This window comes from Methylobrevis pamukkalensis (assembly GCF_001720135.1).
In the GTDB taxonomy this organism is placed as follows: Bacteria; Pseudomonadota; Alphaproteobacteria; order Rhizobiales; family Pleomorphomonadaceae; genus Methylobrevis; species Methylobrevis pamukkalensis.
Genome location: NZ_MCRJ01000019.1, coordinates 19,614 through 45,516, shown reverse-complemented (window position 1 = coordinate 45,516; position 25,903 = coordinate 19,614). Strand labels below are relative to the sequence as shown.

The 25,903-nt window shown below is 68.2% G+C and carries 22 protein-coding genes and 5 pseudogenes; 4 read left to right on the top strand and 23 right to left on the bottom strand.

Annotated features, from left to right (window positions below; genetic code table 11):
* Window positions 1-138: 138 nt before the first annotated feature.
* From A6302_RS05115 to A6302_RS26060, 11 genes and pseudogenes are all read right to left on the bottom strand, one after another.
* Window positions 139-1,827, bottom strand: coding sequence for a thiamine pyrophosphate-binding protein (locus tag A6302_RS05115; protein WP_069306141.1), 1,689 nt, complete (start codon window positions 1,825-1,827; stop codon window positions 139-141).
* Window positions 1,828-1,972: 145 nt separating this feature from the next.
* Window positions 1,973-2,869, bottom strand: a complete 897-nt coding sequence (locus A6302_RS05110) for a sensor histidine kinase (protein WP_169833503.1) — start codon at window positions 2,867-2,869, stop codon at window positions 1,973-1,975.
* Complete coding sequence (locus A6302_RS05105) at window positions 2,866-4,182, bottom strand: ammonium transporter (RefSeq protein WP_069306139.1); 1,317 nt, start codon at window positions 4,180-4,182, stop codon at window positions 2,866-2,868. The genes A6302_RS05110 and A6302_RS05105 overlap by 4 nt, the downstream gene beginning before the upstream one ends.
* Before the next feature lie 200 nt (window positions 4,183-4,382).
* Entirely contained in the window at window positions 4,383-4,676 is a 294-nt protein-coding gene (locus tag A6302_RS05100) for a formate dehydrogenase subunit delta (RefSeq protein WP_083255537.1), read from the bottom strand.
* Entirely contained in the window at window positions 4,666-5,511 is an 846-nt protein-coding gene (gene fdhD / locus A6302_RS05095) for a formate dehydrogenase accessory sulfurtransferase FdhD (RefSeq protein ID WP_069306137.1), read from the bottom strand. Before fdhD ends, A6302_RS05100 begins: the two co-directional genes overlap by 11 nt.
* 4 nt (window positions 5,512-5,515) lie before the next feature.
* Window positions 5,516-8,384, bottom strand: a pseudogene (fdhF, locus tag A6302_RS05090) (formate dehydrogenase subunit alpha).
* Window positions 8,385-8,395: 11 nt separating this feature from the next.
* Window positions 8,396-9,966 (bottom strand): annotated as a pseudogene (locus tag A6302_RS05085) (formate dehydrogenase beta subunit).
* Window positions 9,963-10,433, bottom strand: coding sequence for a formate dehydrogenase subunit gamma (locus A6302_RS05080; protein WP_069306136.1), 471 nt, complete (start codon window positions 10,431-10,433; stop codon window positions 9,963-9,965). The pseudogene A6302_RS05085 and the gene A6302_RS05080 overlap by 4 nt, the downstream one beginning before the upstream one ends.
* 129 nt (window positions 10,434-10,562) lie before the next feature.
* Window positions 10,563-11,466: pseudogene (locus A6302_RS05075) on the bottom strand (LysR family transcriptional regulator).
* Window positions 11,467-11,543: 77 nt separating this feature from the next.
* Window positions 11,544-11,855, bottom strand: a complete 312-nt coding sequence (locus tag A6302_RS25180) for a hypothetical protein (protein WP_069306135.1) — start codon at window positions 11,853-11,855, stop codon at window positions 11,544-11,546.
* A 59-nt stretch (window positions 11,856-11,914) separates the two neighbouring features.
* Window positions 11,915-12,121 (bottom strand): annotated as a pseudogene (locus A6302_RS26060) (methyl-accepting chemotaxis protein); the annotation flags it as partial.
* Between A6302_RS26060 and A6302_RS26055 the strand changes: the two are divergent.
* Window positions 12,045-12,221, top strand: a complete 177-nt coding sequence (locus A6302_RS26055) for a hypothetical protein (protein WP_169833502.1) — start codon at window positions 12,045-12,047, stop codon at window positions 12,219-12,221. The pseudogene A6302_RS26060 and the gene A6302_RS26055 sit on opposite strands and share 77 nt — an antisense overlap.
* A 215-nt stretch (window positions 12,222-12,436) precedes the next feature.
* Here the strand turns inward: A6302_RS26055 and A6302_RS26050 are convergent.
* Both A6302_RS26050 and A6302_RS21950 read right to left on the bottom strand, forming a co-directional pair.
* Window positions 12,437-12,895: pseudogene (locus A6302_RS26050) on the bottom strand (protoglobin domain-containing protein); the annotation flags it as partial.
* Window positions 12,896-13,038: 143 nt separating this feature from the next.
* A complete protein-coding gene (locus A6302_RS21950; RefSeq protein WP_141703419.1) occupies window positions 13,039-13,407 on the bottom strand; it encodes a hypothetical protein in 369 nt (122 codons plus the stop codon).
* 301 nt (window positions 13,408-13,708) lie between these two features.
* Between A6302_RS21950 and A6302_RS05050 the strand changes: the two genes are divergently transcribed.
* The gene (locus A6302_RS05050; protein ID WP_083255536.1) at window positions 13,709-14,398 is read left to right on the top strand and encodes a sensor histidine kinase; all 690 of its coding nucleotides are present in this window, start codon (window positions 13,709-13,711) and stop codon (window positions 14,396-14,398) included.
* A 491-nt stretch (window positions 14,399-14,889) separates the two neighbouring features.
* Here A6302_RS05050 and A6302_RS22700 read toward each other — a convergent pair whose 3' ends face one another.
* The 10 genes from A6302_RS22700 to A6302_RS05005 form a co-directional block, all read right to left on the bottom strand.
* Window positions 14,890-15,057 carry a hypothetical protein gene (locus A6302_RS22700; RefSeq protein ID WP_169833501.1) on the bottom strand — a complete coding sequence of 56 codons (168 nt, stop codon included), beginning with the start codon at window positions 15,055-15,057 and terminating at the stop codon, window positions 14,890-14,892.
* 20 nt (window positions 15,058-15,077) lie between these two features.
* Entirely contained in the window at window positions 15,078-17,297 is a 2,220-nt protein-coding gene (locus tag A6302_RS05045) for an ATP-binding protein (RefSeq protein WP_069306130.1), read from the bottom strand.
* Between the two features lie 21 nt (window positions 17,298-17,318).
* The gene (locus A6302_RS05040; protein ID WP_069306129.1) at window positions 17,319-17,741 is read right to left on the bottom strand and encodes an MFS transporter; all 423 of its coding nucleotides are present in this window, start codon (window positions 17,739-17,741) and stop codon (window positions 17,319-17,321) included.
* Window positions 17,669-18,679 (bottom strand): MFS transporter, encoded by a 1,011-nt coding sequence (locus tag A6302_RS05035; RefSeq protein WP_069306128.1) that lies wholly within the window; start codon window positions 18,677-18,679, stop codon window positions 17,669-17,671. The genes A6302_RS05040 and A6302_RS05035 overlap by 73 nt, the downstream gene beginning before the upstream one ends.
* 150 nt (window positions 18,680-18,829) lie before the next feature.
* Window positions 18,830-19,684 carry an alpha/beta hydrolase gene (locus A6302_RS05030; protein WP_210183266.1) on the bottom strand — a complete coding sequence of 285 codons (855 nt, stop codon included), beginning with the start codon at window positions 19,682-19,684 and terminating at the stop codon, window positions 18,830-18,832.
* A 41-nt stretch (window positions 19,685-19,725) separates the two neighbouring features.
* Window positions 19,726-20,556, bottom strand: coding sequence for an alpha/beta fold hydrolase (locus A6302_RS05025; protein WP_069306144.1), 831 nt, complete (start codon window positions 20,554-20,556; stop codon window positions 19,726-19,728).
* A gap of 137 nt (window positions 20,557-20,693) precedes the next feature.
* Window positions 20,694-21,674 carry an alpha/beta fold hydrolase gene (locus A6302_RS05020; RefSeq protein WP_169833500.1) on the bottom strand — a complete coding sequence of 327 codons (981 nt, stop codon included), beginning with the start codon at window positions 21,672-21,674 and terminating at the stop codon, window positions 20,694-20,696.
* 77 nt (window positions 21,675-21,751) lie between these two features.
* Window positions 21,752-22,576, bottom strand: a complete 825-nt coding sequence (locus A6302_RS05015) for an SDR family NAD(P)-dependent oxidoreductase (RefSeq protein WP_069306126.1) — start codon at window positions 22,574-22,576, stop codon at window positions 21,752-21,754.
* A 105-nt stretch (window positions 22,577-22,681) separates the two neighbouring features.
* Window positions 22,682-22,891 (bottom strand): hypothetical protein, encoded by a 210-nt coding sequence (locus A6302_RS05010; RefSeq protein WP_069306125.1) that lies wholly within the window; start codon window positions 22,889-22,891, stop codon window positions 22,682-22,684.
* Window positions 22,892-22,965: 74 nt separating this feature from the next.
* Complete coding sequence (locus A6302_RS05005; protein WP_069306124.1) at window positions 22,966-23,343, bottom strand: helix-turn-helix transcriptional regulator; 378 nt, start codon at window positions 23,341-23,343, stop codon at window positions 22,966-22,968.
* A gap of 560 nt (window positions 23,344-23,903) precedes the next feature.
* On the opposite strand from A6302_RS05005, the gene A6302_RS05000 reads away from it, so the two are divergent.
* Together A6302_RS05000 and A6302_RS04995 are read left to right on the top strand one after the other, a co-directional pair.
* Window positions 23,904-24,872 (top strand): helix-turn-helix domain-containing protein, encoded by a 969-nt coding sequence (locus A6302_RS05000; RefSeq protein ID WP_083255533.1) that lies wholly within the window; start codon window positions 23,904-23,906, stop codon window positions 24,870-24,872.
* A gap of 139 nt (window positions 24,873-25,011) precedes the next feature.
* Complete coding sequence (locus A6302_RS04995; protein ID WP_069306122.1) at window positions 25,012-25,779, top strand: beta/alpha barrel domain-containing protein; 768 nt, start codon at window positions 25,012-25,014, stop codon at window positions 25,777-25,779.
* The last annotated feature ends 124 nt before the right edge of the window (window positions 25,780-25,903 follow it).

Below are 25,903 nucleotides of genomic sequence, written 5' to 3'. Positions count from 1 at the left end.
GCGCGGTCAATATTGCAAACTCCGGAGACACTCCGCGCCGAGTCGCACCGAATAACTTCAGCGCCTCATCAAATACAAATTTCGAGAACAGCGTATATAAAATGACTGATATCAAAATTCGGGCGACGATTTTCCATCTCATGACTGCGTCTCGAGATCTGTCTTCCGCGCCGCCGCCCGCAGCCCCGTGATCGTCGCCGTCGGCGTGATCGCTTCCGGGTCGGTGAGGAGGTGGATCAGCGCGGGCTTGCCGGCCGCCATCGCGCGGTCGAGGGCGCCCGCAAACTCGGCGGTTTCGCGGACCGTCTCGCCGTGGCCGCCGTAGGCGCGGGCAAGGGCGGCGAAGTCGGGGTTGACCAGGGTCGTCGCGCTGATCCGCTCGGGGTAATTGCGCTCCTGATGCATGCGGATGGTGCCGTAGATGCCGTTGTCGACGACGAGCACGATCACGTTGGCGCCCGCCTGCACGGCCGTGCCGAACTCCTGACAGGTCATCTGGAAACAGCCGTCGCCGGCCAGGCAGATCACCTGTGCCTCCGGCCTTTCCAGCTTGCCGGCGATCGCCGCCGGCAGGCCGTAGCCCATCGAGCCGGAGGTGGGGGCGAGCTGGGTGCCGAAGCGGCGGAAGCGCCAGAAGCGGTGGATCCAGGTGGCGTAGTTGCCGGCGCCGTTGGTCAGCACCGCGTCGTCGGCGAGCACGTCGCGCAGCGTTTCGATCACCTCGCCCATCTGCACCGCGCCCGGCGTTGCCGGCAACGTGTCGGACCAGGCATGGTAGGCGGCGTTGGCCGCAACGGTCTCGGCGCGCCAGACGATCTCGTTCGGCGGCTGCAGGCCTTCCGCGGCGGCGGCAAAGCCGGCCGGCGAGGCGTTGATCGCGATCTCGGCGTGATAGACCCGGCCAAGCTCCTCCGGATCGGCGTGGACATGCACCAGCGGCTGTTCCGGCTCGGGAATCGCGAACAGCTCGTAGCCCTGGCTCGGCATTTCCGACATCCGCCCGCCGACGAGCAGCACGAGGTCGGAGGCACGGATGCGGGCGACCAGCGCCGGGTTGGCGCCGATGCCGATGTCGCCGGCATAGTTGGGATGGAGGTGGTCGAACAGCATCTGCCGGCGGAAGGAGCAGGCGACCGGCAGGTCGAAGCGCTCGGCAAAGCGGCGGAAGGCGGCCACCGCCGCCTCGGTCCAGCCCGAGCCGCCGAGGATGGCGATCGGCCGCTCGGCCGCCCAGAGCTTCTTCTGCAGGCGGATCATCATGTTGAGGCCGGGATTGACCGGCACCGCCTCGCGCGGGCGCAGGGCCGGCAGCGGCGCGGCCTCGTGCAGCATGTCTTCGGGCAGCGCCACGACCACCGGCCCCGGCCGGCCGTTCATCGCCACCTGGAAGGCCCGGCCGACGATCTCGGCGGTGCGGGCCGGATCGTCGATCTCCACCACCCATTTGGCGATCGAGCCGAAGACGGCGCGGTAGTCGAGCTCCTGGAAGGCCTCGCGGCCCTTCATGTCGCGGCCGACCTGGCCGACGAACAGGATCATCGGCGAGGAATCCTGCGCGGCGATGTGCAGGCCGGCGGCGGCGTTGGTGGCGCCGGGGCCGCGGGTGACGAAGGCGATGCCCGGCCGGCCGGTCAGCTTGCCGGTCGCCTCGGCCATCATCGCCGCCCCGCCCTCCTGACGGCAGACCACGGTGTCGATGTCCGAATCATGCAGGGCATCCAGCACCGCCAGATAGCTTTCGCCCGGCACGCAGAAGACGCGGCGCACCCCCTGCAGTTCGAGAAGGCGGACGATGACGCGGGCGGCGGTCGGATCGGTGGTCGGCATCGGCGGGTCCGGACAGGCGGAGACGACAGTGGGGCCGCGGGCGGCCCCGGTTCCCTGCCTCTATAGCATCGCGGCGACGAAAAGCTTCAATCGGAAGCGCCCGGGAGGCGGCGCCGGGGGAAACGGACGGGTCCCCGGCGTGCCGTCAGGCCACCCTGCCGAGGCGGCTGTCGGCCATCGCGATCGGCAACAGCACATGGAGCCGGGTGCCGACACCGCGCTGGGTCTTCACCTCGAGACGGCCGCCGGACAGCCGGGCAAGGCGCGCGGCGAGCGCCAGCGACAGGCCGTAGTGCTCCTTGTCGTCGCCGGAGAAGACGAAGGGCTTCTCGATGCGGCGAATCTCGTCGTCGTCCATTCCAAGGCCGGAATCGGTGATCTCGATCGCGACCTGGCCAACCCCGTGGCGCTGCATGGCGACCTGAACGATGCCGCCGTCGCGGTTGAACTGCAGGGCATTCTCCACCACCGTCGTCACGATGCGGCGCAGCCGCGCCGACTTCACCCGGATCATCGCCGCATCGGGCGATACCGAAACGGCCAGCAGCACGTTGTAGAGCTCGGCCTGCGGCCGGAAGCCCTCGATCAGCGCCCGGATCATCTCGCCGCCGTCGACGGCCACCGCATCGACCTCCTCTGCCGCCGACGTCGCCGCGTCGCAATAGTCGGCCAGCGTCTCGACCCGGCGACAGAAGGTGCGGGCCCGCTCGCGGGCCGTCTCCACGAAGCCGAAGATCATCGCCCGGTCGGTCTCCTGCCGCATGCGGGCGGTCAGGCTTTCGATGTCGCGCACGAAGTTGGCGGTCAGCAGGTTGAGGATGCGGGCAGCGCCGAGCTTGTCGCTGTCCGCGCCGAGGGTGAAGAACTCGGAGGCGAGCGCCTGCGAGACGAGGAGATAGGCCTCCTCCATGGCGTAGCGCAGGTCCTGGTCCATCCGCTCGACCACGGCCGCGGCACTGCGGCGCTGCTCGGTGGTGCCCTCGTTGGGTGCGGTGGTGATCTGCCAGCGCCGCGCCGCCAGCACGTCGCGAAAACCGGTCACCGCCTGCACCACCGGATCGAGCAGATCGAGCGAGGCAACGTCGTCGCCTGGTCGAACAGGTCGCGCAGGCCGTGGCGCTGGCCGAGCGCGCCGAAGCGGCCGATGAGATGGGCCATGTCGGTGACGACGCCGTGTTCGGCGACGTTGAGGCCGCGGCGCTCCATCTGCACCTCCACCCGCAACGGGATGAACAGGCCGAGCAGGCGCAGCGCGACGAACACGCCGCCGAAGCTCCAGACCGCGCAGACGGCGACGCCGAGAAACTGGATGCCGACGGCGTGGATCAGGGCGTCGAAGGTTGGCGGCGCATCGGCGATGTCGACGAAGGGCACCGCCAGCGTTCCGAGGATGCCGGGCGCCAGATGGGCCGGAACGGCGCCGACCGCGTCGTCGATTTCCGCGCGATCCAGCATGATGCGCACGGGCACCACCATGGCGGCCCCGAGGAAGCCGAGCGCGACGGCGGCCACCGGCGTTGCGACGTCGGCGGAGGCGGTGATGGCCACCAGGCCGGCGATGCAGCCGTTGCCGATGTCGAAGATGCTGGCCGGGCGGCCGGGCAGCATGTGCAGCAGCGTGAGCATCATGCCGCCGGTGCAGCCGGCCAGCATGGTGTTGAGGATGATCTGCGGCACGCTGTCGTCGAAGCGCAGCGTGCTGCCGCCGTTGAAGCCGATCCAGCCGATGAAGATCAGGAAGACCCCGAACATGGTGAAGGGCACGCCCTGGGCCTGCACGGGAAAGCGGCTGCCATCGAAGCGGCCGACGCGCGGACCGATCACGAGGATGGTCGCCAGCGCCGCCCAGCCGCCCACCGAGTGGACGACCGTGGAGCCGGCAAAATCGTGGAAGCCGAGCTGCCGCAGCCAGCCGCTGCCGCTCTCGAAGGGCGCTGCCCCCCAGGCCCAGTGGCCGTAGACCGGGTAGAAGCAGACCGCCATCAGGATGACGAGCGCCAGATAGGCGACAAACGTGATGCGCTCGGCCACCGCCCCGGAGACGATCGTCGCCGAGGTGGAGCAGAACATCACCTGGAAGAACAGGAAGGCGGCGGAAAATCCGTCCAGCGGACGGAAGAAGACGCCGGTGGACCCGAACCAGCCATTGTGGCTCGCCCCGAACATCAGGCCGAAGCCGACAGCCCAGAAGCAGAGCGCGGAAAAACAGAAGTCCGTGAAGTTCTTCGCCGCAACGTTGACGTTGTTCTTCGCCCGCACGGAGCCGCCTTCAAGGCCAAGAAAGCCGGGCTGCATGAACAGCACCAGCGTTCCGGCCACGACCAGCCAAAAAGTGTCGAGCGTAGCTTGCACCATCCACCTTCGGGAAGCGGCCACCTTGCTTGAAAGGTCATATCACCTGCCGCTTACGAGGAGGTTAACCAAGCCCCGGGAATTCCAACCGGATTTCCGCCGAGCGATTGCCACAGCAGTGACGGGAGACAACGCAAAAGGCCCGGCAATGCCGGGCCCTGCTCGTCGCTGTCCTGATCCGGTGAAGCAAGCCCGCAGGCTGTTCAGTCGGTGCCGCCATCCACGGACGAGGCGTCCATCGGGAACTTCGTGCCCGCCTGGTCCGCCTCGCGGTGCGGGTGCTTGACGTCTTCCTTCAGCGCCGCATAGGCGAAGGGATGCAGGCCCTGTCCACCGGCAGAGATGATCTCGTCCATGCCCCTGCGCATCCGCGGGTCCCAGAACAGGTGAATGTGCTCGCGGATCTGCGGCAGGGCACGCGCCTCGCCCTGGGGCTCGAAGGCCTTGGCGATCTGGTTCGCCATCATCACCAGCTTTTCCGAAACGCTATGCGACATGACCAAAACTCTCCGATCGGTTCTTCTCGTTGCCATCGACAGCAATGCGATGGGGATGGGTGAATATCTCGAAGGCATCATCCCGCGCCACGGCGACCACCGTGATACCGGCCGCCTCCGCCGTCCGGAGCGCAAGCGACGTCGGCGCCGACACGGCAAGCAGGATGGACGCGCCGAGGCGCGCCGTCTTCTGCACCAGTTCCACCGACACCCGGCTCGTCAGGACCACCATGCCGTCTGCGCCGTTGCCGCCGCTGCGCAGGATCGAACCGACCACCTTGTCGAGGGCATTGTGCCGCCCGACATCCTCGCGCACGGCAACCAGACCCTCGCCCCTGCGCCAGAAGGCCGCCGCGTGCACCGCCCGCGTCTCGCGGCCGATCACCTGCAACGGCCCCAGGGCGTCGAGGGCAGCGTGAATCTCGGAAGGACTGACCGTGATGCCGGCCCCCACCACCGGCAGGTCCGGTGCCGCGCCCTCGAGGCTCTCGACCCCGCAGAGCCCGCAGCCGGTCGGGCCGAGGATGCGTCGGCGCCGCGCGACGAGCTGGCGTGACGGATCGGGCGTGAGCCACATCCGCACTTCCAACCCGTCGTCATGCTCGACGATTTCGAGATCCCGAATGTCGGCAGCAGATTTCACGACACCTTCGGTGAAGCTGAATCCGATCCCGTAGTCTTCCAGATCGACCGGGCTTGCCAGCATGACGGCGTAACTGGAACCATCATGGGTCAGCGCCACCGGCACCTCGGCAGGCACCGCCCGGAGCACCTCCTCCGTGCCGCCCTTGCGGGCGACACGGATCGAGGTCACACGACTTGCCGCCTCCGGCATCGTCTTACTCGGCCGCTTCCGCGATCCGGCGCGACTGCCTGGTGAACTCGTCGTATTCCTCCTGGTAGCGGGTCGGACCGTTCGACGGCGACACCTGCACCGCCGTCACCTTGTACTCGGGGCAGTTGGTCGCCCAGTCCGAGAAGTCGGTGGTGATGACGTTCGCCTGCGTCAGCGGGTGGTGGAACGTGGTGTAGACCACGCCCGGGGCCACGCGGTCGGTGACCAGCGCATGAAGCGCCGTCTCGCCCGCCCGGCTCTGGATCTTCACCCAGTCGCCGTCCTTGACGCCGCGCTGCTCGGCATCGTGCGGATGGATCTCGAGGACGTCTTCCTCATGCCACAGCACGTTCTCGGTGCGCCGCGTCTGGGCACCGACATTGTACTGGCTGAGGATCCGGCCCGTGGTCAGGATCAGCGGGAAGCGCGCGCCGATCCGCTCGTCGGTCGGCACATACTCGGTGAGGACGAACTGGCCCTTGCCACGCACGAAGTGATCGATGTGCATGATCGGCGTGCCTTCGGGGTTCTCCTCGTTGCACGGCCACTGCACCGAACCGACCTCGTCGAGCAGCTTGTAGCTGACGTTGGCGAAGGTCGGGGTCAGCGCGGCGATCTCGTCCATGATCTCCGACGGATGGCTGTAGTTCCAGTTGAGGCCAAGCGCGTTGGCGATCAGCTGGGTGACTTCCCAGTCGGCATAGCCGTTGGTCGGCGACATCACGCGGCGGATGCGCTGAATGCGGCGCTCCGCATTGGTGAAGGTGCGTCCTTCTCGAGGAAGGTGCAGCCCGGCAGGAAGACGTGGGCGTAGTTCGCGGTCTCGTTCAGGAACAGGTCCTGCACGATCACGAGTTCCATCGCCTCGAGGCCGGCGGCGACATGGTGCGTGTCCGGATCGGACTGCAGGATGTCTTCACCCTCGATGTAGATCGCCTTGAACGTGCCGTCGACGGCCGCGTCCAGCATGTTGTTGATGCGCAGGCCCGGATCCTTGTCGAGCGTGACGCCCCAGGCCTTCTCGAACAGCGCGCGGGTATCCTCGTCGGAGATGTGACGATAGCCCGTGAGTTCGTGCGGGAAGGAGCCCATGTCACAGGCGCCCTGCACGTTGTTCTGACCGCGCAGCGGGTTCACGCCCACGCCCGGACGACCGATGTTGCCGGTCGCCATCGCGAGGTTGGCGATCGCCATGACCGTGGTCGAACCCTGGCTGTGCTCGGTGACGCCGAGGCCGTAGTAGATCGACGAGTTGCCGCCGGTCGCATACAGACGGGCCGCCTTGCGCAGCATTTCGGCCGGAACGCCGGTGAAGGCTTCGGTCGTCTCCGGCGAGTGGCGCGGATCGGCGACGAAGGCCGCCCATTCGCGGTACTCGAGCAGGTCGCAGCGCTCGGCGATGAACGCCTCGTCGGCCAGCCCTTCGGTGATGACCACGTGGGCCATCGAGGTGACGACGGCGACGTTGGTGCCCGGCTTCAGCGGCAGGTGGTATTCCGCCTTGATGTGGGGGCTGCGGACGAGGTCGATCCGGCGCGGATCGACCACGATCAGCTTGGCACCCTCGCGCAGGCGCTTCTTCATGCGGCTGCCGAACACCGGGTGGCCGTCGGTCGGGTTCGCACCGATCACGAGGATCACGTCGGTGTCTTCGACCGAGTCGAAGTCCTGCGTGCCGGCCGAGGTGCCGAAGGTGGTCTTCAGGCCGTAGCCGGTCGGCGAATGACAGACGCGGGCGCAGGTGTCGACGTTGTTGGTGCCGAAGCCGGCGCGGATCAGCTTCTGGACGAGGTAGCTTTCCTCGTTGGTGCAGCGCGAGGACGTGATGCCGCCGACGGCGCTGCGGCCATACTGACCCTGGATCCGGCCGAGATCGACCTTGATCTTGTCCAGCGCCTCGTCCCAGGACACTTCACGCCACGGATCGGTGATCTTGTCGCGGATCATCGGCTTGGTGATGCGGTCGCGGTGCGACGCGTAGCCCCAGGCGAAGCGGCCCTTGACGCAGGAGTGACCACGGTTGGCCTTGCCATCCTTCCACGGCACGAGGCGGACGACTTCCTCGCCGCGCATCTCGGCCTTGAAGGTGCAGCCGACGCCGCAGTAGGCGCAGGTGGTGACGACCGAATGCTCCGGCTGGCCGATCTCGATGACCTTGTTCTCGGTCAGCGTCGCGGTCGGGCAGGCCTGGACACAGCGCCGCAGGACACGCACTCGCTCTCGAGGAAGTTCTCGTTCATGCCGGCCGAGACGCGGCTGTCGAAACCGCGGCCGGAGATGGTCAGCGCGAAGGTGCCCTGAACCTCCTCACACGCGCGAACGCAGCGATTGCAGACGATGCACTTCGACGGCTCGTAGGTGAAGTAGGGGTTGGACTGGTCCTTCGGCATCCAGTGGTCGTTGGCGACGCCATCGGCCTTGGCGAAGACGTGGTTCTCGCCCTCGTAGCCGTAGCGCACGTCGCGCAGGCCGACCGCACCGGCCATGTCCTGCAGCTCGCAGTCGCCGTTGGCCGCACAGGTCAGGCAGTCGAGCGGATGGTCCGAGATGTAGAGTTCCATCACGCCCTTGCGGATCGTCTTGAGACGCTCCGTCTGGGTGTGGACGACCATGCCTTCCATCACCGGCGTGGTGCAGGAGGCGGGCGTGCCGTTGCGGCCCTCGACCTCGACGAGGCAGAGGCGGCAGGAGCCGAAGGCGTCGAGCATGTCGGTGGCGCAGAGCTTGGGGATGGCAGTCCCCATCTCCATGGCCGCGCGCATGATCGAGGTGCCTTCCGGAACCTGGACGCTGATGCCGTCGATGGTCAGGCTGACGGACTTCTCGGAACGGGAAGCCGGGGTACCGTAGTCGGTTTCGACGATGAGGCTCATGGGTCTCTCCTTCACTCGGCCGCCAGGGGAAGCTGCCGCGTGCGCCGGAAGTCTTCCGGGAAATGGGTGAACGCGCTCATCACCGGATAGGGTGTGAAGCCACCGAGAGCGCAGAGCGAGCCGAACTTCATGGTGTTCGACAGGTCGGCCATGATCGCGAGATTCTTCTCGACATCGATGCCGGCCATGATCTTCTCGACCGTTTCCTTGCCGCGGGTCGAGCCGATGCGGCAAGGCGTGCACTTGCCACAGCTTTCGACGGAACAGAATTCGAAGGCGAAGCGCGCCATGACCGCCATGTCGGCCGTGTCATCGAACACGACAATGCCGCCGTGGCCGATCAGCGCGTCCTTCTTGGTGAATTCCTCGTAGTCGAAGGGCGTATCAAACTGAGATGGCGGAAGATAGGCGCCGAGCGGGCCACCGACCTGAACCGCCTTGACCGGGCGGCCCGACAGCGTACCGCCGCCGATCTTCTCGACCAGATCGCCGAGCGCGATGCCGAAGGCGGTCTCGAACAGGCCGCCATACTTGACGTTGCCGGCGATCTGGATCGGCATCGTGCCGCGCGAGCGGCCCATGCCGTAGTTCGCATAGCGTCCGCGCCGTCGGCGAGGATGTGCGGCACGGCCGTCAGCGACAGCACGTTGTTGATGATCGTCGGCTTGCCGAACAGGCCGACGTGGGCCGGGAGCGGCGGCTTGGCCCGCACGAGGCCGCGCTTGCCTTCGAGGCTCTCCAGCAGCGAGGTCTCCTCGCCGCAGACATAGGCGCCGGCGCCCTCACGCACTTCCAGTTCGAAGGCGAACTCGGTGCCATTGACCTTAGGGCCAAGGTAGCCGTTGGCGCGGGCCGTGCCGATGGCCGCCCGCAGCGTGCTGATCGCATGCGGATATTCCGACCGGCAGTAGATGTAGCCGCGGGTCGCGCCGACGGCGATGCCGGCGATCGTCATGCCCTCGATCAGTTCGAAGGGGTCGCCTTCCATGATCATGCGGTCGGCGAAGGTGCCGGAGTCGCCCTCGTCGGCGTTGCAGACGATGTATTTCTGCGTGCCCTTGGCGTCGTGGACGGTCTTCCACTTGATGCCGGTCGGGAAGCCCGCGCCGCCGCGGCCGCGCAGGCCCGACTTGGTGACTTCCGCGACGATGCCGGCCGAGCCGAGCTCGAGCGCGCGGGCCAGACCCTTGTAGCCGCCATGGGCGAGATAGTCGTCGAGCGAGCGCGGATCGGTGATGCCGCAGCGCGCGAAGGTCAGGCGCTGCTGGGCGGTCAGGAACGGATGCTCGGACACGACGCCGATGGCGAGGTCGTGGGAGACCGACGCCGGGGCCGTGAACAGGCCGGCGGCGACCAGCGCCGCGACGTCGCGCTTGCGCACCGGGCCGAAGCCGTAGCGCACGCCGTCGGCCTCGACCTCGACGAGAGGCTCCAGCCACAGCATGCCGCGCGAGCCGTTGCGCACCAGCTTGATCTCGACGCCGGCCTTGCCGGCTTCGCTGAGGATGGCCTCGGCGACCGAGTCGGCGCCGCAGGCGATCGCCGCGGCGTCACAGGGAACGAAAACCTTGATCGCGCTCATCGGTCAACCTCCGCAACGATCTCGTCGATCGCTTCCATGTCGAGCCGGCCGATGATCCGGCCGTCGACCATGGCGGCCGGCGCACAGGCGCACAGGCCGAGACAATAAATCGGTTCAAGCGTGACGCGGCCGTCCGGACTGGTCTCGCCCATCGACACGCCGAGCGACCGCTCCGCATGGGCCACGAGAGTCTCGACGCCCACGGACTGGCAGGCTTCCGCCCGGCAGATCTTGACCACATGGCGGCCATGGGGCGCGCGATTGAAGTCGTGGTAGAAGGTGACGACACCGTGAACCTCGGCGCGGCTGAGGTTCAATTCCTCCGCAATCACGGGGACGGCCGCCTCGGGCACGTATCCGAACGTCTCCCGCACGGCGTGCAGAATCGGCAGCAGCGGCCCCTCGAGGCCGAGATGCGAGGACACGATTTCCCGTGTGCGTTCATTGCTGAATGTCTCGTGACGCATCGAAACGGCGCCTCCCTAGCTTTTAATTCCTATAAGGATGGGCCGTTTTCGACGGAGATTCAATAAAGCCGTTCCGTCTAACGATAGAAAAATCGAATGACGGGGAAAGTTTCGCTTAAAGAACCCTGATCAATCCGCCGCGCCCGCGCCATAGCGCTTGCCGATCGTGCGGGCCTCCGCAACGAGATGCGCGACCAGCGGCGGCAACGGCTCGCGCTGGGTGGTGACGAGGCCGATCGTGTGGGAGACCGTGGGCTCGACGATGGGAATCGCCTGCATCAGGCCGGGGTGGTCGATGGTGTCGGCAAAGCGGGCCGGCATGATCGTCGCCCATTTTCCCGACCGCACGTGGGTGTGCAGCACGATCAGGGAATTGGATTCCAGACGCGGCACGACCTCGACGCCCGCCTCGCGCAGGTGACGCTCGACGATGCGGCGGTGCTGCATGTCGGGGGTCAGCAGGCAGAGCGGCATCTGAGCCGCCTCCTTCCAGTCAATGGTCTCGCGATCTTTCAGCGGCCCGTCCGGGGCGACCAGGAGGCAGTAGCGCTCCTCGTAGAGCGGCACGCCGGCAAAGCGCGTGAGCACCGCGTCCTCCAGATAGGAGACGCCGGCGTCGATTTCGAGATTCTCGATGCCCTTGAGGATCTGGTCGGCGGTCATCGACAGCACGGTGAGCCGGACGCGTCGTAGCGGGTGGCGATCGGGGTCACCACCTCCTGGACGAAGGGCAGCGCCGAGGGCACGGCGGCGAGCCGGATATGGCCGACGAGGCCCTTCTTCAGGGCGTGGACCTCCTCGCGCATGGTGCGGGCGTCGGAGACGAGACGGCGCGCCCAGATCAGGATCCGCTCGCCTTCCGGCGTGAAGCCTGGAAGCGCGAGCCGCGCTCGACCAGCAACACGCCGAGCTGGTCCTCGAGGCTCTTGACCGCCGAGGACAGCGTCGGCTGCGTCACGCCCACGCTTTCGGCGGCCCGTCCGAAATGGCGTTCCCGCGCGAGGGCGAGCAGAAGTTCGAGCTTGTCCAGCATGCGGCCAGCTATGCACGGCCCGGGGCGGGAATTCAACTCCGCCCGGGCCGGCTTGTGCTGCCTTCAGAGACCGCGGCTCAGGCCGCGCGCGTGGCCTGGTTGCGCAGGTCCTCGACGAAGGACCGGATCTCGTTGGCGAGGCTGATTGCCTGCGACGACAGTTCCTCGGAGGCGCCGGCAAATCCCTGCGCGGTGGTCCGCGTGGTCCGGATCGCGCCGGCGACATCGTCCACGGTACGCGACAGCGCGGTCGTTCCGTCGGCCGCGCGGCTGACGCTGGAGGCGATCTCCTCGGTGACGGCTTCCTGCTCCTCGATCGCGGAGGCAATCGCCGTGGTGATGCGGCTGACCTCCTCCATGATCTTGGCAATCTCGCCAACGGCGACCACCGCCTTCTGGGTCTCGCTCTGGATGCCCGCGACCTGGCGGGAAATGTCGTCGGTGGCTTGGCGGTCTGGCCGGCGAGCGCCTTCACCTCCGAGGCGACCACCGCAAAGCCGCGGCCGGCCTCCCCGGCGCGGGCGGCCTCGATGGTGGCGTTGAGGGCGAGGAGGTTGGTCTGCTCGGCAATGTCCTGGATGAGGGAGACGACAACGCCGATTTCCTGGCCCGAGGTGGACAGCCGGCCGATGGCGTTGGTCGAGTTCAGCGCCATCTCGTTGGCCTTGCCGATCGTGCCGGCGGTCTCGGTCAGACGGCCGGAGATCTCGCGGATCGAGGCCGCAAGCTCCTCCGCCGCGGTCGCAAGCGCCTGAACCGACTGGCGCGTGCCGTCCGACGACGAGACGGCGGCTTCTGCCTGTGTCGCCGCCCCCGAGGCCACGCCGCCGAGATTGGCGGCCTCCTTCTTCATCACGCCGGCCGTCTGCTCGACCTTGCCGACGAGACCCTCGGTGGCGATCCGGAACTTGTCGATCGCCGTGTTGATGTGGCCCTCGCGCGCCGCGCGCACCTCGATGCCGGCCTGCTCGTAGGTGGAGACGGCAAAATCGAGATCCAGCAGCACGGCCTTGTTGAAGGCGACCAGCCAGCGCTCCAGCTTGCGGCGCGAGAAGCGGCTCTTCGCGATCAGCATCGGCTGGAGCTCGTTCATCACATACTGGTAGCCGCCGATGTACCAGCTCGGCTCGAGGCCGATGCGGCAATGGACGCGGCCGATCTTCACGGCGCTGGCGACGTAGGAGTCGTTGAAGTCGCCGCTGAACAGATGACGCCAATGCTGCTTCTGCGCATCCGCGAGCCGGGCGTCCTGCGTCCCGATCATCCCGGCCATCTTCGGAAAGCCCTTGAGGTGGCTGTAGAAGCGGGACAGCGTGCCGGTCAGGCCCGGCTCGATGATTGCCCAGACCTCGCGCAGGGCCGCGCGATCATCCGCCGTGATCCGGGCGAAGGCGAGACGTTCCTGCAGGCTTGCCCCGTGTAGTTCCATGGTCGTCCCCTGATATCCGGCCGCCGGCGCCCTTCCGACTGACACGATCGTCGCACCGGTTCCCCGGGCGCATCTGAGACGGCCACGCCGAGAAGACTGTCGCGACTCCGTGAACAAATCGTTAAAACCGTGTAATTCTGGGCTTAAACTGATGATTCCGGATCGAGAATTGCTCCGAATGGTCCGATTCTATGTAATTTTCCCCATTGATGAATATACTTACTCTTTAATTCCTCACTCTGATTTTCCAGTTTACGCCGACCTTTCTCCAGCCCGAAGTCCTCGAAAATCGACATTCGTATGACATCTGCCAAACCACAAGTCGATGCGCCGATGCCCAGCCGCATGGAGGGCGTATGTCGACCGATGGGGCGGCGTGCACCGGCCGGGTCGGCTGCGGCGGGATGGCAGCGGGAGGGGGCATGCCAGGCGGCCGCAGGATCCGGAGGCGCCGGAAGCGGCTGGCCGAACCGACGCGCCACGAGGGCGACGTCTTCGACCGCCGCGATCATGCGGTCGACCCCGGCGCGGAAGATGGCGTCGATCTGGTCCTCGCTGTCATCGCGGCGGCCGGCGAGAGAAGGTCAGAATCGAGGCGGAGATTCAATCGCCTCTGCGGTGGTCGAACTGCCGGAGCGGCACCGTGATCCGGGCGCGGAGTTGGCGGCCCGATCGCACCCGGCGCGTGAACCTGATGCAAATCATCCGCCACGCTGACGTCGCGGCCGTTTCGTCCAATTACGCCGTGACGGTTATAGAAACGCGGCCCTGCTTGCACTCTTCTGTCATCGTCAACCATCCGAGGGACGTGTGATGGATCTTACCCAGCCGACCATGTTCCGTGACTGTGTAGCAGAGACCGATGATGACCGGATCGCGGAACTTGCACACGACCTACGCAACATGTTGTCTTGCGCACTTCTGCATCTCGAACTGCTGCCGGAAACCTTGCCGGCCGCGCTGCGCTCGCGAGTCGAGAAGAGCATGGCGGCAATCGAACGGGCGCGCTTGACGATGCAGCAGGCGGTTGATGCCGCCGACCTCCGCGCGACGCTCAAGCTCACCCGGTTCGACGTCGCCAACCTCGCCGACGCGATCGCGTCGGAAATGTCGGTGCGCGGCGGTACCGAGATCACCGTGGCGGTCGCCGCCGGGACCGAGACGTCGCTGGTTTCCTGCCCCGCCCGGCTAACCCGCATCCTGCACAACCTGATCTTCAACGCGATTTCCGCCATGGGTCCCGGCGGGCGACGCGTCGACGTCACGGTCCGGCGGGCATCGTCGGGCGTGGTCGAGATCACGATCGCCGACCAGGGTCCGGGACTTCCCGAGGCGATCCGAGCGCGGCTCGGCGGTCATCGGCTGCCAAGCGAAAGAGGCGGCGGCCTCGGACTCTCCGCCGCCGTCCGCATGGCGGACCTGCTCGGCGGCGGCTTGGCCGTCGCCGCCAGCGGACCGACCGGCACCGTGTTCTCGCTCACCATCCGCGACTTCGGGTCGTGAACCTCCCCGCCGCAGCCGTCGGGTTGCGGCGAACGCGGATCGCGGCGATCGCCGGCCACGCGGCCTGACCCTCCTCCAGAGCCGCGGACTGGCGCGGGATCCATCAATCCTCCCGTGGATCCCGCGCCTCTTTTCATCACCGCATCTCGCGTCCGAAGTCCGATCGCCACCGTTCCGGCCTTGCACAAGCCGGTTCGGTCCGTCGCGCCGGCTGACGACGCCCGGCGAAGCCGATTTCCGGATCGAGGGAAGACCGTCATGTCCGATGAGATCGACGTGCACGGAGCCCGCCATCGGATCGGCGCCGGTGGCTGCAGCCCCCTGCCCGCGGTCGTGCGCTTGAAGGCGGCACCTTGTCCCGGACCCTGGGCTGCCTTTCGCCGTCCGTGGTCGCAGGGCCACCGGCACGACCGGCGCTTCCGCGTCGTGCTCGCCGAAAGACCGAGGCCGGGTTTTCCCGCAGCTGCCCCCAGTTCGATGTCGTCAGGAGGTCAAGCCGGGCCGTGGTCGGACTGCGCGGCGACGTCCGACAATGATCGCGCGATGCGACCAAGCCAGAGAGCCGCGCCCTGCGCCCGTGCTACCGCCGCAGCCTCGCGCAGGCGGCGAACCGCCTCGTAGGGTGCAACGGGGGCAATCGCGACGGCTTCGATCCGCATGATCTCCGCCGCGTTCCATTTCACCTCACCCGATTCGACGCGCTCCCGGGCCCTGGGGGTGAGCAGATCCGGCGAGAAGGTCGGTAACATGTCGAGCATGGTCGGGCCGACCGTCGCCGCCGATCCCGCTTCAGGCGACGGCGGCCCGGGTTTTCCGAACGCACGGTCCATTCCGAAGGCGAGATCGTTCGCCATCGTGTACCAGAAGCCGAGGCCGTTCCGCTCGGAGACCTCGGCGATCTCCGAGTGCCAGGCCCGCGCCGCGCCTCGTCGCCAAGCCAGATGGCGACCGGAATGGCTCCGAGGCCGAGGGCGAGACAACGGGAATGGACGTTGTCGTCGCGGCCCTGGCGGATAGCCTCCTCGACCCAGCCGCGCGCCTCGTCGTCCGCCCGCTCCACGGCGGCGCAGCGGGCGAGCACGACCCGCATCGACACCCTGTGACTGTTCACCGAAAAGGGCAGGAACTCGAAGGGACTGTCGATCACCCGGCGAGCGAGACGCCGAGCTTCCGGGAAATCTCCGAGAAAATGATGGGCCAGCGCGGCGACGCGGTGCCCGAGCATGGCGAGCGCCGGCTCGTCGCGCTCCGCGGCAAGCTCCCCGATCTCTCCCGCGATGGCGAGCGCTTCGGCATAGCGGCCCTCGATCAAGGCATGGCCGAACTGCGCCGCGAGAACCTCCGGGAGCCGCACGCCCATCTCGGTCTGGAGCAAGGCGGCACTGGTGGCGGTCTTTCGACTGTTCTGGAGATCGCCGCGAAGATGCAGTTGCATGTGCGCCAGCGGCAGGCTCATCCGGAGCATCTCCGGTCGGATCCGCGCTTCGCCCGCCTCGAGCCGGTGGACGGCGGCCTCGAGCTGGAGGATGTAGTCCGCCTTCATGAACAGCTGTTCGCCGAGCGGCGCAGCCGCCGCGACCAGGGTGAGGGCGATCGCGGCGTCACCGTCCTGCGAATGCGTCCAGTCGAGCGCGGCCTGCACGTCGGCGACGAGCCCGCCGTAGCGGTGGGTCCAGACCTCGCGGCGCATGAGCAGCAGGTCCTTGGCCGCGCCGGCGAGGAGATCGGTGCAGACCATGGCATGCCGCCTCAGCACGTCGCGGCGGAACGGAGCGTCGACAAGCTTCCGCCAGCCGTACTGCCGGGTTGTTTCCAGGAAGCGGTAGGTCATGACGCCGCGGTCGGGCAGCGGGACCAGCATCGACTTGGCGGCGAGATCGGCGACCGAGGCAATCAGGTCGCTTGCGGACAGGCCGTCGCGGCCGGCGACGGCGATTGCCGAGGAAAGCGAGAAGGCACCACGGAAGCAGGACAGGCGGATGAGTGCCTCTCGCGCCGCCGGCGAAAGGGTTTCGTAGCTCCAGTCCAGCGCGGCGAGGAGGGTACGATGGCGCGGCAAGGCCGTCCGTCGGCCCTCCCCGAGGATCGCGAAGCGGTCGTCGAGGCGAGCTGCGAGCTCCCGGAGCCCGAAGAGGTCGACCCGGGCGGCGGCGAGTTCGATGGCAAGCGGGATGCCGTCGAGCCGCCGGCAGATCTCGACCACGAAGGGCACGTCGGCGTCCTCGACGACAAGGTCGCCGACTACGGCCGCCGCCCTCTCGAAGAACAGCGCGACGGACGGGAATTCCAGCGCCTCGGCGGCGCTCGACGTCTCGTTTGACGGGACTTCGAGGCTCGGCAAGCGGAACACGCGTTCGCCGGAGATCCGCAAAGCCTCGCGGCTGGTGGCGATCAGGCGCAGATGCGGCGCCCCGTCGAGAAAAGTCGCGGCGAGATCGGCAACCGCGTCGACCATGTGCTCGCAATTGTCGAGAACGAGGAGCATCGGCCGGTCGCCGCTGGCCGCGGCAAGGCCGGCGACGTCGAGCGGCTTGGCCGGCGGCAGGTCGAGCGCGCCGGTGACGTAGGCGAACAGTTGCTCCGGTCCGGCGCAGAGGGCGAGGTCGAGAACCTGGACGACGCCGCCGTGCCGGCCGATTTCTTCTTCGGCGAGAGCGAGCGCGACCGTGCTCTTGCCGACGCCGCCTGGACCGACGATGGAAACGAGCCGATGATCGACGAGCGCGGACCGCAGCACGTTGATCACCACCTGACGGCCGATCACCCGATGGAGCCGCAGCGGCAGCCGGTCGCCCGCCCGGGGCGCGCGGACGTCGCCGCGCGGCGGCGGCGATCGCCGGCCGGGGCAGGCCGGGGCCGGCGGGCGATTCTGTTCGCGATGATCGCCACCCGGCTCCATGCCCGCCGCCCCTCCCGCGCGTCAGTCGACCGACCGTCCCGCCCGGCCGTTCGGCGCCATGGCCACGAGGCCGATGCCGACAAGGAGAGCGACGATCACGAGCAGGTACATCGGCCAGACGCCCTGGCTCTTCATGAGCGGCAGGAGGATGAGCGGCGCGAGGGCGGACGCGACCCGATTGATAGACCAGGCGGCCGCTGAGGTCCGACCGCGGTGGCTCGTCGGAAACAGCTCGGCCGCGTAGATGGTCAGCGTCGGCACGTGAAGCAAGGCCATGATCTGGAAGGCGAGCGCCGCGATCATGATCCACAACGGCTGCGTAGTGACGGCGAAAGCGACGACGGCGGCGATCATTCCGATCGAGAAGGCGATCAACGCCGCGCGCCGCTCGACCCGATCGAGGTAGACGCCGGCGAGAATGCTGGCGAGGACCGGGCCGGCCATCGAGACGCGACGTAGAAGAGGCTGTCGGACAGCTTGAAACCCCTCTCGATCAGGACCGCGCCCATCAGCACCGGGAAGGCCACTGTCGCCCACGGGGCAGCGAAATAGATGAAGCCGAGCCTGCTGAAGCGCGGCCAGTCGAAGGGTGTATCCTCGATGCGCTCCGGCGATGCGCCGGATGCGGCCGGCAGGGGACATTCCGCAGCGCCGATCGGCCGTGCGTGACGGAAGCGGGCGAGCGCCGCCTCCGCTTCGGCGGCGCGCCCCTTGGCCGACAGCCAGCGCGGCGACTCGGGCAGGTAGAAGAAGGCGATCGCGACGACGAGGGAGCCGGCGGAACCGAGCAGGAAGGCCCATCGCCAGGCCTCGATGCCCAGCGGCTCGATCGGCGTCAGCCAGCGGACGAGGAAGATCATCGCCATCGGGCCGGTGGCGGCGAGGCCGGACACGGTCATGATGAGGAGACCGCGCCGACGTGCCGGCATCAGATCGGTCAGAAAGGCGATGATGAGCGGCGGATAGGCGCCGAGGGCGAGGCCGGAGGCCATGCGGGCGACGATGAGTTCCTCGATGCCCCGGCTGGCCGCCGCGGCGATCGAGGTGGTGGCGAGGAGGAGCAGCACCGCCACGAGCACCGTCCTGCGCCCGAAACGATCGGCGAACCATCCGGCCGACAGGGCGCCGGGAATGGCGCCGACATACATGGCAGAGAGGAGGAGCGAGAGCTCGCCGGGAGCCACCGAATAGGGCGGCGCGGAGAAGACGGCGGAGAGCACGTTGCCGAGCGCGACCTCCATCATGTCGAAGGCAAAGCCGAAGGCGGCGATGACGACCACCACCAGGTGGAGCGCCGTCAACGGCAGTACGTCCATACCGATACCCACCGGCGCCGCCGCGGACTGCGGCAGCGTCCGCGCCGCCGGGGTCCTGAGATCCATGGCTCCTGTCGCCGCCGTCATCGCCCGCTCCTCCGTCAGGTTCAGAGCGAGATTACGGAGGGGGCGATGCGGTGTCGTGTTAATCGGTGCTAATCGTGGTGGTCAGGGTCGGCGGTGCGAGCGTCGTCCTTGCACAGACGGTGGCGCAGTTCACGCGGAGGCGCGGGTCCCCCTGTTGGCAGCTGCCGACAGCCGGACCTGGATCCAGCCGAGGATGTCCGCCGCGACCGTCTCCCGACCGACGTCGGCGAGGAGGTCGTGGAAATGGCCTTCGTAGAGTTTCAGCCGCTTGTCGGCGCTGCCCGTCCGCTCGAAGAACTGCCGGCTGCCGGACGGGAGCGTCGCCCGGTCGGCAGTGCCGTGCAGGATGAGAACCGGCAGCGTGATCCGCTCGAATTCCCGGCGGATGCGGTCACCGGCGCGGGCCAGCGCGGCGACCGTGGCCGCCGGCTGGATCTCGTTCGCCGTCAGCGGGTCGGTGTTCAGCGCCGCGACGACGTTCGGGTCGCGGGAAAAATCCTCGTTCTTCAGGCGGAATACCGGCAGCCGCGGGAGCACCGCTGCGATCCCCTTGAGCACCGTCAGCACCGACCGGGGTGCCGGTATGTCGAGGGCGTAGCTCTCGCAGATGAAGCCGGCGAGTTCGTGCTGATTGTCGAGAACGTAGGTCGTCGCGGTGACGCCGCCCGCGCTGTGGCCGAGCAGAAATACCGGTAGACCCGGGTGCTCGGCCCTGGCCAGGCGGACAAGGTCGGCGAGATCCTCGACATACTCGTCGATGTGCCGAACGAACCAGCGCCGGCCCTCGGACCGCCCCCGGCCGCGGAGATCGAGGGCATGGACCGCGAACCCTTCGGCCGCGGCCGTCCCGGCGAACCATGCGTACTGGCCGCCGTGCGAGTTCAGGCCGTGACAGAGGGCCAGGACCGCCTTGGGCGGTCCCGGCGGCAGCCATGACCGCACGTGAATCCGCAGGCCCGAGCGGCCCTTCAGATCCTGTTCCATGGTCGTATGGCGAACAGACATGGCGTGCCTCCGTGAGAAGGTCAGGCTTCGATGAAGGCAAGGAGATCGGCGTTCACGCGGTCCGCATCGGTCGTGCAGAGTCCGTGGCCGAGACCCTCGTAGATCTTCAGCGTCGGTTTCCTGAGGAGTTCGGCCGACTTCGGGGCGGAGGCGACGATCGGGACGATCTGGTCGTCGTCGCCGTGCATCACCAGCGTCGGCACTGTCACCGCCTTCAAGTCGTCGGTGAAGTCGGTTTCAGAGAAGGCCTTGATGCCGTCGTAGTGGGCCTTGGCGCCGCCGATCATGCCCTGACGCCACCAGTTCCGGATGACGCCGTCGGACGGCGTCGCGCCGGGACGGTTGTAGCCGTAGAACGGGCCGCTCGGCACGTCGAGGAAGAACTGTGCGCGGTTGGCTGCAAGGGCGGCGCGGAAGCCGTCGAACACCTCGATCGGCAGCCCCTCCGGGTTCGCCGCGGTTCTGACCATCAATGGCGGCACTGCGCCGATCAGCACCAGCTTCGCGACCCGGTCCTTGCCGTGGCGGGCGGTATAGTGGAGCGCCTCGCCGCCGCCGGTCGAATGGCCGACGTGGATCGCGTCGCGCAGGTCGAGCGCCTCGACCACCGCCGCGAGGTCGGCGGCGTAATGGTCCATGTCGTGGCCGTCGAAGACCTGGGTGGAACGACCGTGGCCGCGGCGGTCGTGGGCGATCACCCGGTAACCCTTGCTCAGGAAGAACAGCAGTTGCGGATCCCAGTCGTCCGAGGAGAGCGGCCAGCCGTGGTGGAAGACGATCGGCTGGGCGTCCTTCGGCCCCCAGTCCTTGTAGAAGATCTCGACGCCGTCGCGGGTGCGGACGCTGGGCATGGTGCTGTCTCCGGTTTCGGTGGTTGTTTCGGCCCGGACGGGCTCGAGGAAGGAGCCCGCGGCAAGGCCGAGGGCGAGGGCGACCGACGAGGTGACGAGCACCTCGCGGCGGGACGGACGAAGGTCGGTCGGGCGGCTCATCGCACGGACTCCGCCGAGAGGAAGCGGTCGACGTCGGCGGCGAATTCGGCCACGTGCTGGAACAGGAAGGCGTGGCCGGAGTCGGGGTAGACGATCAGCTTTGCGTTCGGCAGCGCCCTGGCCAGCGCGAAGGACTGCAGCGTCGGGATCATCGCGTCCTCGATCCCGTTGGCGACAAGCACCGGCACGGTGATCGCGGGCGCCCGCAGGAGCAGCGACGTTTCCGGCGTACCGACGTCGCTCCCGGCTGACAGCATCGCCTGCCAGCTCTCCGGTGCGACCAGGGCCGCGTGGGCATCGGCTCGCGCTTCCAGGCGATCGAGATAGGCGCGGCCCGCTGCCTGGCTGGTGGGGGTGTCGCGGAAGAACAGGAAGAGAAAGTCCTCGTCGGCGTTCACGGGTTTCGTCGCCACCTCGATCGCCTTCGGCGACAGATTGGCACCCTCCACGTAGCCGGCGCCGCTGCCGACGATCACCAGGCGGCGGACGAGATCCTGGTGGCGCAGCGTCAACTCCTGCGCGACGAGGCCGCCGAAGGAGAAGCCGAGGAGATCGACCGGCCCGTCGGTCAGCGTCCTGACGATCGCCGCCGCGTCGTCTGCCCAGCCGGCAAGCCGCGGCGACGAGCGGCCACCGCTGCGGGCGACGCCGACGTTGTCGAACAGGATGACCGGCCGCGACGCCGCCACCCGGTCGAGGAAGGCCGGGTCCCAGTCGTCCATCGTACCGCGGAAGCGGTTGAGGAGGACAAGTGGCACGCCTTCGGCCGGACCGAGCCGGCGGTAGGCGATTCGGTTCCCGTCGACGTCCACAGAGAGCGTGTCGACACAGGCGGCGCCGCAGACCGGCGCCACGGGGCGCGGCGTCGGCTGGGCATCCTCGCTGGCAAACGTGCCGGTGGCGCTGGAAAGAAGCAGCAGTGCGGCGACGGCAGCGAGATACGGGCGGCTGCGGTGCGGTGGCGAAAGGAATGGCATCGGTCGGGTCCTCCGAATTCGGCGGGGGAGTAGCAGACGAGTGGATTGGAGGCGCGAGGCCCGCACGGAAGTCGCCATCAGGTGCGGGCCGGTTCCGCGGCGGAGCCCGGTCGGCGGTAGCGGTCTGCTGGGCGGGAGCGGGAGAGGTTCGGTTGCAGCCGCGCCCGTGCTTCGGTGAGAGCCGTCCATTCGGCCGCGTCCGGCAAAGCCGGTATGGTGACGATCTCGCCCAATGCGAGCCCGGCGAGCGCGGCATCGACCATGTCGCCGGCTTCCATGACGATCTCGTCGGGAAGCGATCCGAGGTCGATGCCCGTGAGTTCCCAGATCGGCGTGCGCGTCACGCCGGGGAGCACCGCCTGGATGCGGACGCCGGACGACGCCAGTTCCGGCGCAAGCCCTTCCGTGAGAGCGAGGACGAAGGCCTTGGTCGCGGTGTAGCCGGCGCTGATGCGGGGGGATTCGCCGGAGAGCGCGGCGACCGAGGCGACGTTGACGATCGTGCCGTGGCCGCGGGCGCTCATTGCGACAGCTGCCGCACGGGTGAGCTCGGCCACCGCCGTCACGTTGAGGTGGAGCATGGTCCGGAAGCGGGCTGGATCGGTCGCGGCGAGCGGGCCGGTGAGGGCGATGCCGGCATTGTTGACCAGCAAACCCACGTCGGCAGCCCCGACGCGGCCGGCCACCACGGCGAGACCGGCAGGCGTGGAGAGGTCCGCCGCGACGACCTCGACGCGGCGGCCGGTCGGGGTCGGCAATCGCGCGGCGACCGCCCGCAGGCGATTCTCGTCGCGCGCCACCAGGACTAGATCGTGACCGCGGGCGGCGAGGCGATCGGCATAGACCGCGCCGATGCCGGTGGAGGCCCCGGTGACGACGGCGGTGTTCGATGAAGCGGTCATGGCAGGCTCCTTTGAAGGGAACGCGGGGGCGAGCCGTTCCCGGTCGGATTGGCGAAGCGGCAAGGATTCGAAAGATCGCCGCCGGTCCTCGGCCGGTACCGGTTCTCAGGACCCCAAGGCGTGCCGCGGCAGCTTCAGGATCTCGCGATCGCGACCGGTGAGACCCGGGTCGTAGAGGGCAGTCCTCCACCGCTCCGGCACGGCACCGTTTGCGATGTCGCGGAAGTCCTTCGCAGTGGCGGTGCCGCCGACGCGAGTGCCGGACGCGAATGTCGTGAACGTCGAGAGAGCGGCAATGAAGACGAAGGCTTTCATGCCATGTTCCTTTCTCGTCCTTGCGACTGCGTTGCTCTGCAGATCTGCCGATATTCCAACGAGGCGCAGCCGACTTATTTCACCGAAGCATCGCGTTTTGGACGATCCCGGCGACGATCGCCCGTCCTCGCGGGGTCGGCATGGATCCGCCGGTAGATCAGCGGCGTCACTCCGACCTCGCGCCCGAACAGGCGCGTGAAGTGCGACTGGTCAGCCGTGCCGCAGGCGAGTGCGACCTGCGCGATCGGCTCGACGCTCTCTGCGAGCAGGGTCTTGGCGCGATCGATCCGCCGCTCCAGCACGTAGCGCGCAAAGGTCAGGCCGAAGCTGATGCGGAAGGCCCGCGAGAAGTGGGAGGCGCTGAGCCTGACCGTGGCTGCCGCGGCCTCGACGGTGATGCTGCGGTCGATGCTGTCCGCGACGAAGGCGAGGACAGCCCTGCGCTGCCACACGGCGAGCGCCGGGAGAGACCGGCGGCGCGACCGGGGCGGCGAGCCTCAGCGCCTCCTGAAGCCGCAACCGCGCGGCCGCTTGATCGTCGCCGAGGAGAGACAGGGCCTCGCCGATGAGGCCGGCGACGGATTGCCGGGCGTCCCTGGACGCCGCTGCGACTGTCGACATGTTGTCCTCGCGTGTCGTGGTGCCAATGGACCGATGCTGCGACGTGGCGGGGCCGAGGGGGAGTTAAGACCCGTCAGTTGCACGGGCGAGGCCGTTAATCGGTGTTAAGCGGGATCGCGCGAGAGGCCACGGCAACGCCGGGCGCCGAGTCCGCCACAAGACCCGCATCGTCCGGCCGACGTGCGGGAACGGCATGCTCGGTGGCGCAAGGCGCAGGCTGCGTGGCGTAAAGCGGCCGTAGAGACGCGTAAATCCGTGAGCGTCGGCGACGCCCTGGCCGGCGCGCGCGGGCAATGCTCCAATTCTATGCAACTGATATCGCTCGATTATTCATGCTCCGCCATCCGCGTGTCCCTCGTTTGCAACACGCTGCATCGCTTAACTCGCTTCCATGATCCCGCAACGCCACCGTGGCATCACCAACGAGGAGCGATGCCATGGACATGATCAGCAAAACCCGGTGGACGGCTCATCCCGCGTCTCCGCCGGCACCGCATCCAACGTGGCGCCGCGGCGGTCGCAGCCGACGGTGCACTACCCCCGCGGGACGGTGCTCCGGCGGTCGGCCGGGTCGTTCGGCGCGGCCGAGGCGATGCTCTTCGAGGTGCGCTCGGCCGGCGGGATCGAGGTCGAGATCGAAGCGGATTTCGACGCGGTGTGCCTGTCGATGATCGTTGAGGAGGTCGGCGGTTCCCTGCGCCTGCGCTGCGACCGGGCGGACCGGCCCCGCGTTCCCGCGCACACGGCCGGTCCGGTCCTGCTGCCGGCCGGGGCGACCGCCCGTGGCCGCGGCGAGGCCCTGCGCTTCCTCCGCCATCTCGTGATCGCCGTGCCGGTCGCGGCGTGCGGCGGGGCGCCGCGACGTCAAGGCATGCTGGACGACGCGGTTCTCGCGCGGCTGTGCCACCTCGTCGCCGACGCGCTCGCCGGCGACGACGACGACGTCCCGACGGTCTATGCGGCCGGCCTCGGCGCAGGCCTGACGAAACGCTTCGCCGAACTCTTCAGTACGAGCGCCGAGCCGACCAGGGGCGGCCTCGCGCCGCGCCAGCTCCGTCGGGTCCTCGACCATATGGTCGCCAACCTCGCCGAGGACCTGGCGATCGAGGACATGGCGGACGTCGCAGGCCTCTCGGCCTCCCATTTCAGTCGTGCGTTCAAGGTGGCGACCGGACTGCCACCGCATCGCTGGATGCTCGCCGCGCGGTGCGAGAAGGCGAAGGAGTTGCTGATCTCCTCCGACCTGCCGCTCGCCGAACTGGCGCTCGACATCGGCTTCTGCGACCAGGCGCATTTCTGCCGCTCGTTCACCCGCATCATCGGGACCAGCCCAGGCGCATTCCGCCGCGCCCACGCGTGAGGCGGCGCACGATCAAAACCGACAAGACGGGACTTTCGATCGTCCGCATCCTCGACCGACGACGTCGTCCGCCGGCGGAATTCGCCGAACCGGTGCGCTTCGCCCGCGACCGCGCGGAACAGGCCTGAAGGGAGCGCGCTTGAACCGGATCCTCACCCCCATCAACATCGGCGCCTTCGAACTCGCCAACCGACGGGTCCATTCGGCCGACGAGGATGATACGGCAGCCGCCCTGCCGGGCTCGCTCCACTTCGCCCCACTCGTCGTCGCCCGCGACGATCGTCGCAGTCCCGAATCCGCCGCCGCTCCGGATGCCCCGCCGTTCGGCGAGATGGTCGGCGCGATCCGCGCCCGCAAGGGCATCGCGGTGAGCCGGCTGGCGCAGTCCGGGAGAGCCGCCGACGAACCGCCCATCCCACCGGTCGGTCTCGATCGGCTGCTCGCCGCCTTCGCGACGGCGGCGCGCCGCTCGATCGGCGCGGGCTTCGCCGGCGTCGAGATCGACGGCACCGACCTCTGCACCCATGTCGCGGGCATGGAGGCGGGTTCCCAGCTCCTGGTCGAGATCGTCGAGGCGGTCGCGGCCGAATGTCCGCGCGAGCGTCTCGGCGTCCGCCTGGCGCCCCTGGCCTGCGGCGCCAACGGTGCCGTGGACATCGTCGCGCTCCACGTCGCGCTGCTCGGCGCGCTCAACGACCTCGAGATCGCCTTTGTCCACCTTCGGCTCCCCCCGCAGGCGCGGACGTCGACCTCGTTCTTCCCCGGTGATTCCGATGGCCGGTTCCGATCGGCCTTCCGCAATTCGCTGATCCTGTCCGGCGGACTCGATGCGAGGTCGGCCGAAGAGGCGCTCGCCCGCCGCTTCGCGGATGCGGTCGGTTTCGCCGGCGAACCGGTCGACACCTGACCACGGCACCGCCGAATGAATGTCCGCGGCTCCCCTTCGTCATGACCGGATCCGCCGAAACGGCGCATGGATCGTCCATACGCGGCGGCCGGCGGCGCCCAGGCTGCCGGAGACCCTCCGTCCA